The sequence below is a fragment of the Pseudomonas sp. Z2-11 genome (genome assembly GCF_054161305.1).
In genome coordinates, this window is the sequence record NZ_CP096395.1 from 2,723,469 (window position 1) to 2,737,842 (window position 14,374).

Annotated in this window: 13 protein-coding genes; 4 read left to right on the forward strand and 9 right to left on the reverse strand. The window is 61.6% G+C overall.

From position 1 onward, the window contains the following. Positions 1-32 precede the first annotated feature (32 nt). A complete protein-coding gene (locus tag M1E16_RS12130) occupies positions 33-950 on the forward strand; it encodes a LysR substrate-binding domain-containing protein (RefSeq protein ID WP_458130050.1) in 918 nt (305 codons plus the stop codon). A 1,136-nt stretch (positions 951-2,086) separates the two neighbouring features. On the opposite strand, the gene leuD is transcribed toward M1E16_RS12130, so the two are convergent. The 6 genes from leuD to xylA form a co-directional block, all read right to left on the reverse strand. Further along, positions 2,087-2,692, reverse strand: coding sequence for a 3-isopropylmalate dehydratase small subunit (gene leuD / locus M1E16_RS12135; RefSeq protein ID WP_458130051.1), 606 nt, complete (start codon positions 2,690-2,692; stop codon positions 2,087-2,089). Positions 2,693-2,694: 2 nt separating this feature from the next. Beyond that, a complete protein-coding gene (gene leuC / locus M1E16_RS12140) occupies positions 2,695-4,116 on the reverse strand; it encodes a 3-isopropylmalate dehydratase large subunit (RefSeq protein WP_458130052.1) in 1,422 nt (473 codons plus the stop codon). Positions 4,117-4,241: 125 nt separating this feature from the next. Then, a complete protein-coding gene (locus M1E16_RS12145; RefSeq protein WP_434568680.1) occupies positions 4,242-5,378 on the reverse strand; it encodes a sugar ABC transporter permease in 1,137 nt (378 codons plus the stop codon). Beyond that, positions 5,379-6,935: a D-xylose ABC transporter ATP-binding protein gene (xylG, locus tag M1E16_RS12150; protein WP_458130053.1), complete on the reverse strand. Its 1,557-nt coding sequence runs from the start codon at positions 6,933-6,935 to the stop codon at positions 5,379-5,381. It lies immediately after the preceding gene. Between the two features lie 164 nt (positions 6,936-7,099). Then, entirely contained in the window at positions 7,100-8,101 is a 1,002-nt protein-coding gene (xylF, locus tag M1E16_RS12155; protein ID WP_458130054.1) for a D-xylose ABC transporter substrate-binding protein, read from the reverse strand. A 149-nt stretch (positions 8,102-8,250) separates the two neighbouring features. Continuing rightward, a complete protein-coding gene (gene xylA, locus M1E16_RS12160) occupies positions 8,251-9,567 on the reverse strand; it encodes a xylose isomerase (RefSeq protein WP_434568678.1) in 1,317 nt (438 codons plus the stop codon). Between the two features lie 155 nt (positions 9,568-9,722). On the opposite strand from xylA, the gene M1E16_RS12165 reads away from it, so the two are divergent. Beyond that, entirely contained in the window at positions 9,723-10,898 is a 1,176-nt protein-coding gene (locus M1E16_RS12165; RefSeq protein ID WP_434651937.1) for a XylR family transcriptional regulator, read from the forward strand. Here the strand turns inward: M1E16_RS12165 and M1E16_RS12170 are convergent. After that, positions 10,887-11,129 (reverse strand): hypothetical protein, encoded by a 243-nt coding sequence (locus M1E16_RS12170; RefSeq protein WP_434651935.1) that lies wholly within the window; start codon positions 11,127-11,129, stop codon positions 10,887-10,889. The two genes, M1E16_RS12165 and M1E16_RS12170, sit on opposite strands and share 12 nt — an antisense overlap. Before the next feature lie 142 nt (positions 11,130-11,271). On the opposite strand from M1E16_RS12170, the gene M1E16_RS12175 reads away from it, so the two are divergent. Both M1E16_RS12175 and M1E16_RS12180 read left to right on the forward strand, forming a co-directional pair. Beyond that, positions 11,272-11,613 carry a YajG family lipoprotein gene (locus tag M1E16_RS12175; protein ID WP_434604648.1) on the forward strand — a complete coding sequence of 114 codons (342 nt, stop codon included), beginning with the start codon at positions 11,272-11,274 and terminating at the stop codon, positions 11,611-11,613. Positions 11,614-11,779: 166 nt separating this feature from the next. After that, complete coding sequence (locus M1E16_RS12180) at positions 11,780-12,157, forward strand: hypothetical protein (RefSeq protein ID WP_458130055.1); 378 nt, start codon at positions 11,780-11,782, stop codon at positions 12,155-12,157. Positions 12,158-12,183: 26 nt separating this feature from the next. Here M1E16_RS12180 and M1E16_RS12185 read toward each other — a convergent pair whose 3' ends face one another. Beyond that, positions 12,184-12,696, reverse strand: coding sequence for a GNAT family N-acetyltransferase (locus M1E16_RS12185; RefSeq protein ID WP_458130056.1), 513 nt, complete (start codon positions 12,694-12,696; stop codon positions 12,184-12,186). A 27-nt stretch (positions 12,697-12,723) separates the two neighbouring features. After that, entirely contained in the window at positions 12,724-14,373 is a 1,650-nt protein-coding gene (gene mqo, locus M1E16_RS12190) for a malate dehydrogenase (quinone) (protein ID WP_458130057.1), read from the reverse strand. Position 14,374: the final 1 nt, after the last annotated feature.

Sequence of the window (14,374 nt, forward strand, 5' to 3'; positions counted from 1 at the left end):
AATCCGCGAAGAATAGCGCTGCCGTGGGGCTTATGAACACGAGTCGTGATCAGTTTCCATTACCGGAGGACCTGAAGGTCTTTCTCACCGTCATTCGAAAAAACGGCTTTGCCAGTGCCGCGCAAGCGCTGGGTTATTCACCGGCCTATATCAGCAAGCGCATTTCGGTACTGGAAGCGACGCTCGCCACGCGCCTGCTGCACCGTACTACCCGGCGTATCGCCCTGACCGACGATGGCGAGCGTGTGCGAGTCTGGGCCGAAAAGCTGTTGGGGGATTTCGAGGAATTTGTCGGTGAAATCGCCCAGGCGCGACATCAGCCCAGCGGCGCTCTGCACATCTGCAGCAGTTTCGGTTTTGGTCGCAACCACGTCGCACCGGCCATCGGCAAACTGTCGCAGGCGTACCCCCGGCTCGACATCCGCCTGGACGTATTCGACCGCGTCGTCGATATCGTCGGCGAAGGCTTCGACCTGGAGATCCGCGTCGGTGATGACCTGCCGGACCAACACCTGGGGCGCAAGCTGGCGAGCAATCGGCGGATACTCTGCGCAAGTCCGGAGTATCTGCAACGGCGGGGCATCCCGCATTCGCTGGAAGAGCTTGACGCTCATGATTGCCTGGTGCTCAAAGAGCGCAATAACGCGTTCGGCCTATGGACGCTGACCCGGGATGGCGAGGAGGCAACGGTACGTGTCGGCGGCCCGTTATCATCCAACAGTGGCGAGATCGTTCTGGAGTGGGCGTTGAGCGGCGGCGGGATCCTGCTGCGCTCGATGTGGGACGTCAAGCCGCTGCTGGAGCAAGGGCGGCTGATCCAGGTGCTGCCAGACTATTCGCAAAGCGCCAATGTCTGGGCCGTATACCCGACCCGGCTCAGCCAGTCGGCCAAATTGCGGGTATGTGTCGAGTTTCTCGAGGAGTGCTTCCGGGATTTGTCGGTTGGTTAGACGTAGTGGCGTCCTCTGTGGGAGCGAGCCTGCTCGCGAAGGGGCCAGCCCATCCAACATCTTCGGTGGCTGAGACGCCGCCTTCGCGAGCAGGCTCGCTCCCACATTGGATTTTCGACAGGCACAGACCTCACGGTATACACGCAACCCCTGTGGGAGCGAGCCTGCTCGCGAAGGGGCCAGCCCATCCAACATCTTCAGCGGCTGACACGCCGCCTTCGCGAGCAGGCTCGCTCCCACACTGTAATATTCGACAGACACAGACCTCACGATATACACGGACCCCCTGTGGGAGCGAGCCTGCTCGCGAAGGGGCCAGCCCATCCAACATCTTCAGTGGCTGACACGCCGCCTTCGCGAGCAGGCTCGCTCCCACATTGGATTTCGACAGGCACAGACCTCACGGTATACACGGAACCCCTGTGGGAGCGAGCCTGCTCGCGGAGGGGCCAGCCTAACCAACATCTTCAGCGGCTGACACGCCGCCTTCGCGAGCAGGCTCGCTCCCACATTGGATTTCGACAGGTACAGACCTCACGGTATACACGGAACCCCTGTGGGAGCGAGCCTGCTCGCGAAGGGGCCAGCCCATCCAACATCTTCGGTGGCTGAGACGCCGCCTTCGCGAGCAGGCTCGCTCCCACATTGGATTTTCGACAGGCACAGACCTCACGGTATACACGGAACCCCTGTGGGAGCGAGCCTGCTCGCGAAGGGGCCAGCCCATCCAATATCTTCGGTGGCTGAGACGCCGCCTTCGCGAGCAGGCTCGCTCCCACATTGGATTTTCGACAGGTACAGACCTCACGGTATACACGGAACCCCTGTGGGAGCGAGCCTGCTCGCGAAGGGGCCAGCCCATTCAACATCTCCAGTGGCTGACACGCCGCCATCGCGAGCAGGCTCGCTCCCACATTGGATTTTCGACAGACACAGACCTCACGGTATACACGGAACCCCTGTGGGAGCGAGCCTGCTCGCGAAAGGGCCAGCTCACTCAAAATCTTCACTGACTGACACGCCGCCTTCGCGAGCAGGCTCGCTCCCACATTGGATTTTCGACAGGCGCAGATTTCACAGCCCACATGGAATCAGTGTGGAAGCCCGAACCTACCAAACCAGGTCAAACCCAACCCCTACAACCAAGGATTCTCGGCCAGATGCCGACGCTCGAACCGGCGAATCTGCTCGGCACGCTGGAGCGTTGCGCCAATGGCATCCAACCCCAGCAGCAACGACTCCTTGCGCAGTCCGTCAATCTCGAACGCCAAAACGCTGCCGTCCGCCAGCTCAATGCGCTGCTCGGGAAGGTTGACGCTGATAGCGGCCGTTTCCGCGTGGCCAACGAGTTCGGCAATCTTTTTCCACTGGACCTCGGCAAGCTCAATCAGCAGCACCCCGTTTCGCTGGCAATTGTCGTAGAAGATCCCGGCGAAACTCGTACCGATCAGCGCCCTGATCCCTACCTGCTTCAAGCCCCAGACCGCATGCTCACGGCTTGAGCCACAGCCGAAGTTTTCGCCCACCACCAGGAAGGTCGCATCGCGCCAGCCAGGTTGATTGAGCACGAAATCCGGATTGGCAACGCCGGGCTCGCGCCATTTCAGGTCAAAGAACAGGCCCCGGTCCAGCCCCTGGCGGTCAATGCCCTTGAGGAACTGCTTGGGCATGATGACGTCGGTGTCGATGTTGGCGGCCAGCAGCGGGGCGGCGATGCCGGTTACGGTGTCAAAGGGTTGCATCTTCAGGCCTCCGGGAGCAGTGAGCGAACATCAGTCAGGCGACCGGTTATCGCGGCGGCGGCCACCATGGCCGGACTCATCAGGTGAGTGCGCGCGCCTGCGCCCTGGCGTCCTTCGAAATTGCGATTGGTGCTGGATGCGCAGCGATCGCCTGGTGCAAGCACGTCGTCGTTCATCGCCAGGCACATCGAGCAGCCGGACTGGCGCCATTCGAAACCGGCGTCGCGGAAGATCGCAGCCAGTCCTTCCTCTTCGGCCTGGTCGCGCACCGCGGTGGAGCCGGGCACGATCATCGCCCGCACATGGGCCGCGACCCGCTTGCCGCGGACGACCCGTGCCGCGTCGCGCAGGTCTTCGATGCGCGCATTGGTGCAGGAGCCGATGAAGGCATGGCTGATCTCCACTTCGCCAAGGGGCATCCCTGGCGTCAGCCCCATGTAGTCCAGCGCCCGCTGCAGGCCCTGGCGTAGGATCGGGTCGGGCTGCGCCGCCGGATCCGGTACCTGGCCGCCAATCGGCGCTGCCTGGTCGGGGCTGGTGCCCCAGGTCACCATCGGCTCCAGCGCAGCGACATCGAGGCTCACTTCCCGATCGAATACCGCGCCCTCATCGCTGCGCAAGTCTCGCCACTTGGCCACGGCCTGTTCCCACAACTCGCCCCGAGGCGCACGGGGTTTGCTTTGCAGGTAGGCGAAAACCTTGTCATCCGGCGCCATGAAGGCGCCTCTCGCACCCGCTTCCACGGCCATGTTGCAGATGGTCATCCGCGCTTCGACGCTCAGTGCGCTGATGACCGGGCCGGTGAATTCGATTGCGTAGCCCGTAGCGCCCGAGGCGCCGATTTTTTCGATCAGCGCCATGATGACGTCCTTGGCGGTGACGCCCGCGCCGAGGGCGCCATCGACCGTGACGCGCAGGGTTTTCAGGCGCTTGTAGACCAGCGTCTGGGTGGCCAGCAAATGTTCGATTTCAGAAGTGCCGATGCCGAAACCGAACGCCCCGAGCGCACCGTAGGTAGTGGTATGGCTGTCGCCGGCGGCGATGACCATGCCCGGCAGGATGAAGCCTTGCTCGGGCGCGACGACGTGCTCGATGCCCTGGCGCTTGTCCAGCACATCCAACAGTTCGATGCCGAAGTCTCGGCAGTTTTCGGCAAAGTAGGACACCTGCCGGGCGCCGCCCGCATCCGGCATGGCCGCGATGCGTTGAGGCGTGGTCGGGTTGACGTGGTCAACCACCGCGAGGGTCGCGCTGGGGCGCCAGACGCTGCGGTGGGCTTCGCGCAGGCCGCTGAACGCTTGCGGGCTGGTGTATTCGTTGGCGACCTGACGGTCGATATACAGCAGCACGTGGCCCTGATCATCCAGCGGGCAAACGGTATGGCTGTCGATATGTTTCTGATAAAGCGTTCTCGGGCTGTTCATTTTCGCGCGCTTCTTGTCCTGGCGGGGCTTGCTGTGAACAGCATATGCCCCGCCCTGAAAGCATCAAGCGGGCAAAAGTGAAGGCGTTGCACACGAGTCGTGATCAATCACCCAAGGGGCGGCCATCAACGTCGTCCAGTGCGGGTGCTGACGTCTACCCAGACGGCCAGGACCAGGATGCTGCCTTTGACAATCATCTGCCAGTAGCTGTCGACGTCGAGCATCGACATGCCGTTGTCCAGGCTGGTGATGACCAGCGCGCCGAGCAGCGCACCGTAGACCGTCCCGGAGCCGCCGCGCATGGAGGTGCCGCCGATGAAACAGGCAGCGATGGCGTCCAGTTCGCCCATGTTGCCGGCCGAGGGGGAGCCGGCCGCCAGGCGCGCGGTGTTGACCATGCCGGCGAGGGCGCACATCACGCCCATGATGCCGAAGATCCAGAGTTTCACCGCCTGCACGTTGATGCCGGACAGGCGGGTGGCTTCCATGTTGCTGCCCACGGAATAGACGCGCCGGCCGAACACGGTCTGGCTGGTCACGTAGCTGAACACCCCCAGCAGGACCAACAGCAGCAGCACCGGAACCGGAATCCCGTCGTAGCTGTTCAGCGTGTAGACGAAGCCGGCGAGCACTGCGCCGATCAACACCACCCGCACCACGTCGCGCACCAATGAATGGGCGGCCAGGCCGTGCAAGGCGCGATTGCGGCGTTGTTTCCAGGTCAGGAACAACGTCAGGGCAAACAGCACCACGCCAAGGCCCGTGCCGACCGCATGGGGCAGATAACCCTGGCCGACATAAACCAGCTCCGGCGATACCGGGGCGATGGTGGTGCCGCCGGTGATGCCCAGCAGAATTCCGCGAAACGCCAGCATGCCGCCCAAGCCGACGATGAACGAGGGGATGCGCAGGTAGGCGGTCATGTAGCCGTTGGCGAGGCCGATGACCAGTCCGCACAGGGCGACCAGGCTCAGGTTCGCCAGTAGCGGAATGTGATAGACCACATCGAGAATCGCCGCGAGCCCGCCGAGCAAGCCCAGCAGCGAGCCCACCGACAGGTCGATCTCGCCGCTGATGATCACCAGCACCATGCCGCAGGCCAGGATTCCGGTGATGGACATCTGCCGCAGCAGGTTGGAGAGGTTGCGCGGAGTCAGGAATCCGCCCTCGGTCTGCCAGCTGAAGAACAGCCAGATGACTGCCACGGCAATCACCAGGGCGAGCATTTTGTAGCGGGTGAACACTTGTTTGACCTGATTCATCTACGCGGATTTCCGATCATTGTTGTCAGGGGCTTCGGGATGGCTGAGCGCGGCCGCAAGCACCTGCTCCTGGGTCAGTTCACGATTGACGAAATCGCCGCGCAACTGGCCGTCGCCAATCACCAGCACGCGGTCGGACACCCCGAGCACTTCGGCCAGCTCCGAGGACACCATGATGATCGACACGCCTTCGGCCGCCAGCGCGCCCATCAGCTTGTAGATCTCGTACTTGGCGCCGACGTCCACGCCTCGGGTGGGTTCGTCGAGAATCAACACCCGGGGCTTGGTCAGGAGCATCTTCGCCAACACGGCTTTCTGCTGGTTGCCGCCGGACAGGCTGGTGATCGGCAGGAACGGGCTTGCGGTCTTCAAGTGCATGCGCGCGATCTCCCGGTCGATGCTGCCCAGTTCGGCCTCGGCATCGATCCGGGTCATCTTCGAGAAGTTCTCCAGCACCGCCAGGGTGATGTTCTGGCCGACGCCAAGGTCCGGGATGATGCCCTGGCGCTTGCGGTCTTCGGGGACCATGCACAGGCCGGCGCGGATCGATTTGAGCGGTGTGCTGCTGTCGATCCGCTGGCCGTCGAGCCAGACTTCGCCTTCATGGCGTCCGGGGTAGGCGCCGAACAGGGCTGACACCAGTTCCGTGCGACCGGCGCCCACCAGCCCGGCGATGCCGAGGATTTCCCCGCGCTTGAGCGCAAACGAAATATCGTCGACCCGTTTGCGCCTGGGGTTGTCGACGTCGTAGCAGCTGATGTGGCGCGCCTCGAAAATCACCTCGCCGATCTCGTGGGGTTCGGTGGGGTAGAGGTTGCTCATTTCCCGCCCGACCATCTGCGTGATGATTTTCGGGATATCCATGTCGGCCATGGCGGTGGTCGCGATGTGTTTGCCATCGCGGATGACGGAAATGGTGTCGCACACCGCCGCCACTTCATCGAGCTTGTGGGAGATATACACGCAGGCCACACCCTTGGCTTTGAGGTCGCGGATGATGTCCAGCAGCACCTCGATTTCCGAGCGGGTCAGGGCCGAGGAGGGCTCATCGAGGATCAGCAGGCGCGCCTGTTTGTTCAGCGCCTTGGCGATCTCGACCAGTTGCTGGTAGCCACCGCCGTACTGCGAGACCGGCAGCGAGACGTTCATGTCCGGCACTTTGAGTTCACGCATCAGGGCTTCGGCGCGATGGATCATAGCCGGATAGTTCATGCGCCCGCCGGGCAGGGTCAGCTCGTGGCCCATGAAGATGTTTTCGGCCACTGACAGGTCGGGGACCAGTGTCAGTTCCTGATGGATGATGACGATCCCGGCGGCCTCGGTTTCGCTGATCGATTGGGCTTTCAGCGGCTGGCCGTCCCAGAGGATTTCGCCCTCCCAGGTGCCATAGGGGTAGACCGCCGAGAGGACTTTCATCAACGTGGATTTGCCCGCGCCGTTTTCACCGCACAGGCCGACACATTCCCCGGGCCGGACCTTGATGTCGATGCCGTTGAGGGCTTTGACACCGCCAAAGGTCTTGACGATGCCGTTCATTTGCAACAGGTATTCGGACATGGCGAGGGCTCGTAAAAAAGGGCTCACACAACATAAAACCTGTGGGAGCGAGCCTGCTCGCGAAGAGGCCGGCACACCCTGCATCATCATCGGCTGTGACGCCGTCTTCGCGAGCAGGCTCGCTCCCACAAGGATTTTTGCTTAACCAAAGAGCTGCGCTTTGATCACTGCCCGGCAATCTGCGCCTTGGTGTAGAACCCGTCCTTTTCCAGCAGGTCGATGTTGTCCTTGGTCAGTGCGGTGGGCGTGAGCAGGATGGTGTCGACCTTCTTGTTGCCGTTGTCGTACTGCGAGCTGTAGGTGGGCTTCTCGTTGCGCGCCAGTTGCACCGAGAGCTTGGCGGCTTCGGAGGCGATCAATTTCAGTGGCTTGTAGACCGTCATGGTCTGCGTGCCGTCGATCACGCGCTTGACCGCCGCCAGGTCGGCGTCCTGGCCCGAGATCGGCACCTTGCCGGCGAGCTTCTGCGCGGCCAGGGCCTGGATGGCGCCGCCGGCGGTGGCGTCGTTGGACGCGACGATGCCATCGATCTTGTTGTTGTTCCGGGTCAGGGCGTTTTCAACGATGCTCAGGGCTTCGGTGGGGTTCCATTCCTTCACCCATTGCTGGCCGACAATCTTGATGTCGCCCTTGTCGATGGCCGGTTGCAACACCTTCATCTGGCCCTCGCGCAGGATCTTGGCGTTGTTGTCCGTAGGGGCGCCGCCTAGCAGGAAGTAGTTACCCTTCGGCGCTGCCTTCAGGACACCGCCGGCCTGCATCTCGCCGACTTTTTCGTTATCGAAGGAAATGTAGGCGTCGATGTCGGCGTTGAGGATCAGCCGGTCATAGGACACCACCTTGATCCCGGCCTTCTTGGCTTCGGCGACGGCGTTGGTCAGCACGGTAGCGTTGAACGGCACGATGACGATCACATCGACGCCCCGGGAAATGAGGTTTTCGATCTGGGAAATCTGCTTCTGCTCGTTGGCGTCCGCCGATTGCACGTAGACCTTGGCGTCGAGTTTTTCCGCCGCCGCGACAAAGTAGTCACGGTCGCGCGACCAGCGCTCCAGGCGCAGGTCGTCAATGGAAAAACCGATTTTCGGGTTCGTCGCGTCGGCCATGGCCGGAAGCGACAGCAGGGCGAGGGCGCCGGCGAGCAGGGTACGTTTGAAGGTTTTCATGGTGGTGCGTCCTTTTATTGTTTTTTGAAAGACACTGCCTGACGATGAACATGATGCCGGTAGAACTGTAGAGACTTGTTTGGCGTTTCGGGCGCAGATTTGTCGCGCGAATGTAACAACCTCCCTGCGCCCACGAAGGTTGCCTGCCGTCAGGGGTAGATGAACCGGTTGACGACGTTTTCGAGCATCTCCTGCCGACCGCTGACGGCCTGCGGATTCAGCTCGTTGGTGAATGCATGCTCGGCCAGTGATTCGAGACTGAAGTCCCCCGCCAGAACCGCCTTGCCGAACGGCTGTTGCCAGCCGGCGTAGCGCTGGTCCTTGAATTTCTGCAGTTGATCGTTCTGCACCATGGCCGCCGCGCGCTCCAGGGACAGGGCGAGCACGTCCATGGCGGCAACATGACCGTGGAACAGATCGACGTCGTCGACGCTCTGGCGGCGGACCTTGGAGTCGAAGTTGAACCCGCCGTTGCCGAAGCCCCCGGCCTTGAGGATTTCATAGGTGGCGAGGGTCATTTCCTCGACGCTGTTGGGAAACTGGTCGGTGTCCCAGCCGTTCTGCGGATCGCCACGGTTGGCATCGATGCTGCCGAAGATTCCCAGGGAGACCGCCGTGGCGATTTCATGATGGAAACTGTGCCCGGCCAGGGTCGCGTGGTTGGCCTCGATGTTGACCTTGATTTCGTTCTCCAGGCCGAACTGTTGCAGGAAGCCGAACACGGTGGCGCTGTCGTAATCGTATTGGTGCTTGGTCGGCTCCTGGGGCTTGGGCTCGATCAGCAGGTCGCCCTTGAAGCCGATCTTGTGCTTGTGCTCGACCACCATGCGCATGAAGCGGCCCAACTGTTCGCGTTCGCGCGCAAGGTCGGTATTGAGCAGGGTTTCATAGCCTTCACGACCGCCCCACAATACGTAGTTGGAGCCCTTCAAACGCTGAGTGGCGTTCATGGCGCTGAACACCTGGGCGGCGGCGCAGGCGAAGACCTGTGGGTCCGGGTTGCTGGCGGCGCCGGCGGCAAAACGCGGGTTGCTGAAGCAATTGGCGGTGCCCCACAACAGCTTGATTCCGCTTTGTTCCTGATGGCGCTCAAGGTGATCGACCATCTGCGCGAAGTTGTTGCGGTATTCCTTCAGCGATTGTCCTTCGGGCGCGACGTCGGTGTCATGGAAGCAGTAGTAGTCGATGCCCAGCTTGGAGAAAAACTCGAACGCCGCCTCGGCCTTGCCGATCGCCAGTTCCAGCGGATCCCCGGCGTGTTGCCATGGGCGCTTGAAGGTCCCGGCGCCGAACACATCGGACCCTGGCCAGACAAACGTATGCCAGTAGCAGACGGCCATGCGCAGGTGCTCGCGCATGGGTTTGCCGAGCACCAGCTTGTTGGCGTCGTAATGGCGGAAGGCGAGCGGCGAGTCGCTGCCGGGGCCTTCATAACGAATCGGCTCGACATCGGGGAAGTACGACATGGGCGGGTTTCCTTTTTATTCTTGGCGGTGTCCCGATACTACCGCCGGCCCGCAGGCTGCTGATTATGAAAATCACCAATCGGCAGTTCGATTTTGAGTATTGAGATTCGCCGTTCGCGCGCCTAGTCTGTGTCCATCGGCCCAGGATAAAAACAATGAAAATCGTCCCGCCCGTTCACCGCATCGCCCTGCTGTTCAACGGCAGCAAGATCTACGACCGCGGCATCATCAGCGGCATCGGCAACTACCTGAGCAGCACGCGCGCGTCCTGGGACCTGTTTCTCGAGGAAGATTTTCACTGCCGGTTGAAAGGGATCGAGCGCTGGCAGGGCGATGGGATCATCGCCGACTTCGATGACCCGCTGATCGGCGAGGCGCTGGCCGGGATCAAGCTGCCCGTGGTGGCGGTGGGGGGCTCGTATCAGGACGAGCGCGCCTATCCGAAGGGCATTCCATATGTCGCTACGGATAATCACGCGCTGATCAAGTTGGCCTACGCGCATCTGATCGAAGCCGGGTTGACGCAATTCGCCTGTTTCAGCCTGCCCGAAGCCCAGGCCAATCGCTGGGCCCAGGAACGGGAAAAGGCCTTTCGCCAGTTGATGCAGCGCGATGGCCTACCGGCGCAGGTGTACCGGGGCATGGGCACCAGCGCGCCGCTTTGGGACAGCGCGGTCGAGCAGCAGATCGCCTGGCTGCAGAGCCTGCCCAAACCCATCGGCATCATCGCGGTCAGCGACGCGCGGGCCCGGCAGTTGTTGCAAGCTTGCCTGACAGCCGGGATCGCCGTGCCGGAGCAAGTCGCGTTGATCGGCATCGACAACGACCCGCTGACCCGCAGCCTGACCCGGGTGCCGCTCAGTTCGGTGGTGCAGGGCACCGAAACCATGGGCCGGACCGCCGCGCGCCTGCTTCACCAGATGCTGCACGGCATGCCTGCCACCGGCACCCAGGTGTTGATCCCGCCCGAGGCGATCAACGTGCAAGCGTCGAGCCTGCACCAGCCACTGGGCAATCCTTACGTCATGCAGGCTTTGTTGTTCATTCGCCAATACGCCTGCCAGGGCATCAAGACCGCGCAAGTGGCGGCGTATGTCGGCGTGTCGCGTTCATCCCTGGAGTCGCATTTTCGCAAGGAGCGTGGTTGCAGCGTTCACGACGAGATCCTGCGCTTCAAGCTGGCGGCGGCGGCCAGCGGGTTGGAGAACACCGAGCTGGCGATTGCCGATATCGCCCGCGATTGCGGCTTCAAGTCGGCGCAGTACCTGCACACGGTGTTTCGCCGCGAATTCGGCTGTACGCCTAGGGGATTTCGCCAATCAGTCGGATAGCCAGGTACTCATCACCCGCCGATCCAGTTCCTCCCAGTCCGCCATGCCCAACACCCGGGTAGTGTTCAACCCCCGCAGATAACCGCGCAGTTGATTGGCCGTGTCGCGCTTGAGCTGGGGGGCGATGTCGGCATTGCTCAACAGCACGCTTTCGTACTGGACCAGGTACTCAGCCACCCGCTCACGGAAGTCGGGCAGTACCGCGTCGCGAATCAAGTCAAACGTTCTCATCCGTTCCTCATCATTCCGGCTTGCAACTATTGCTATGAGTAATAGTGACCATTAGCAAATGCAAGTTCTGCTTTGCGGGCAATCATTGGAAAATCAGCGCCATCGAGACACAGCCCAACGTTTTTATTTTCAGGACCGATCCATGCGCCCTTTATTTCTACTGTCCCTGGCGTTTTCCCCGCTGTTATTGGCGGGATGTGCCTCGGCACCGAACGATCCGACCCTGACCTTGCAGACCAGCAAGACCCCGGCCGAATACGCTGAATGCGTCGTGCCGAAGTTGCAAGGCAGCGCTTTGCACCCGATGGTCTCGCAGAGCCAGCGCAGCTACCGCATCGTCGTGCCGAGCAAGATTTCGGCGGACAACGTGCTGGAAGCCTACAAGGCCGGCAGTGGCGGCAAGGTGTTTGTCTACGAGCGCCACCTGCTGGCGTCCAATCTCCTGCCTTCGAGTTTCGAGCGCGCCGCACAGGAATGCATCTGACCGGCCCGTAAACGCTTTTCTCCGTGCTCCTTTGGTTGGCCGCAACCAACCAATTCCCTTGCCCCGCACCGTCTTCGGTCGCGGGGCTTTTTTTTGTCCAGGGACCTCACATACCTTGGTGTGAGAGGATGGCGGCCGCAAATCCGCCGCAGAAAAAAGGACTGAAATGACCATGCTCCCAGCGTACTCCGCGCCATTCGCCCTGGCGCTTGCAGCCTTTTGCGCACCGGCGCAGGCCGCGACGTGGCAGATCTGCGATATCCAGCTGCACGTCACCGAAGTGGTGAAACGGCCCACGCCGAAGCTCCAGGCCCAAGTCCTGAAGGCGCGCCCGGCCTCGCCCGGCGTGGAATGCCCGGAAGAGGGCGCGGTGATCAGCTTCATTCCGGAAACCGCCGACTACCAGGCCACGCTGCCACGCCGCAAATGGCCCGGGAAAGGCCAGGCGATCCGGATCAAGTACCGCTATCTGGATGGGATCTGCAAGGGCGACGGCAACGACTACCCTTGCCGTATCGAGCATTATCCGTTTGTGGCTCGATGAGAAAGTCGCTCATCGGACGTCCAGAACTACCGGGGCTGGATTAAAAGCGAATACCAATGATGCTGCCCGTTGGCCTCTGCCTGGGTAGGCTCCACCACAAAACCACAACGATCGAGCACTTTCACCGAGCCGGCATTTTGTAGATAGACTTCGGCGAGCAACCGTTCGAGTCGCCAGTGTGACCGGGCCTGCTCGATCAAGTGCTTCACTGCCAGCGTCGCCAGTCCCTTGCCACAAGCCTGTTGGGCGATTCGATAGCCGACTTGCGCGGTTCGCTCGCTGGTGTCGATGTCCTTGAGGTTCGCTCGTCCGATGATCATTCCGCCGGCGTCCTCTATGACAAACGGGTGCCAGGTCCCGGCGGCGAAGCCGGACAGGTAATCGCCAATTTGCTCCCTGACTCCCCGCAACGAATAAAACGCCGAGGCGCGCGCATCGATGTGCTGCTCGAACCACTCGCGATTATCCACTTCAAACGCCAGCAATGACTCGGCATCGGCGACTTGCAGGGTACGAATCCTGATGGCTTCCTTGTCCACGTTTCACGTCCTCATCAGTCGGAGCATTCACAACGCCAGGTCCGGGTCGGAATCGCTGTGCTTCTGGCCTACCGGGTCGCTGTTAGTCGGGGCGTTTGACTCGGCGTTTCCACGGATATCCGGGGGCGGCGCCAGTTTTAGCACATCGCTGGTGTATTTCCATGCCTCGTAGACACGATCAGGATCATCGTTTAGCCGTGTGCCATAGCTGGGAACGATCTGGTGCAGTTTTTCCTGCCAGGCCGGCGAGGCCACCTTGTCCTTGAAGACCCGCTGCATCACTTCAAGCATGATTGGCGCCGCCGTCGAGGCACCAGGGGACGCGCCAAGCAGGCCGGCAATGCTGCCGTCCTGGGAGGCCACCACCTCGGTGCCCAGCTTGAGCACGCCACCTTTTTCTTCATCGCGCTTGATGACCTGCACGCGCTGGCCGGCTTGCCAGAGGCGCCAGTCTTCCTTCCTGGCCTGGGGGAAATATTCCTGCAGGGCCTTGAACCGATCATCATCGGAAAGCATGAGCTGGCCGGCCAGGTATTCAACCAGCGGGTATTGTTCGATGCCTACTTTGGTCATCGGCCAGATATTGTGCGGGGTCATGCTGGTGAAAAGGTCGAAGTACGAGCCTTCCTTCAGGAATTTGGTGGAGAAGGTCGCAAACGGACCAAAGAGGATGACGCGCTTGCCATCCAGTACGCGGGTGTCCAGGTGCGGCACCGACATCGGTGGCGCGCCGGTGGAAGCGATGCCGTACGCCTTGGCCATGTGTCGCTCGGCAATGCCAGGGTTCTCGGCGACCAGGAACGAGCCGCCGACCGGGAACCCGGCGTAGTCGTCTGCCTCCGGGATGCCCGATTCCTGTAGCAGATGCAGTGCACCGCCGCCGGCGCCAATGAATACGAACCTGGCATCGGTGGTGGTCGTTTCGCCGTCCTTGAGGTTCTTGTATTCCACGCGCCAGGTACCGTCGTCGTTGCGGGTGATGTCGCGCACCTCGCTGGAAAGCTTCAGGCTGAAGTTGGGCCTGCTCTGCAAGTAGCTGACGTACTGGCGGGTGATTTCGCCAAAATTCACATCGGTGCCGATCGGCGTCCAGGTGGCCGCGAGCTTCTGGTTCGGATCGCGGCCCTCCATCATCAAGGGTACCCACTTCCTGATCTGCTCCGGGTCCTCTGAATACTGCATCGGCCGGAATAACGGGCTCGCTTGCAACGCCTCGTAGCGTTTTCTAAGGAATTTGATGTTGTCGTCACCCCAGACAAAACTCATGTGCGGGGTGGAATTGATGAATGAAGGCGGATTCTTCAACACGTTGTTGCGCACCTGCCAGGCCAGGAACTGGCGGGTGATCTGGAAGGCTTCGTTGATCTCGATGGCCTTGGAAATGTTCACGTTGCCCTGGTCATCCATCGGCGTGTAATTGAGCTCCGCCAGTGCCGAATGCCCGGTGCCGGCGTTGTTCCAGCCGTTGGAGCTTTCTTCGGCCACCGCGTCCAGGCGCTCGACCATTTCCATCGACCAGCCAGGCTCAAGCTCGTTGAGCCAGATGCCCAGCGTCGAACTCATGATGCCGCCGCCTACCAGCAGCACGTCGACCTTCTTCGTTTCCGCCGCCTGGGCCCCGTTGACGCCTGATAAGAGCGCAGCGCCCAGCAGGACCGCGATAATGATTCTGTTCATA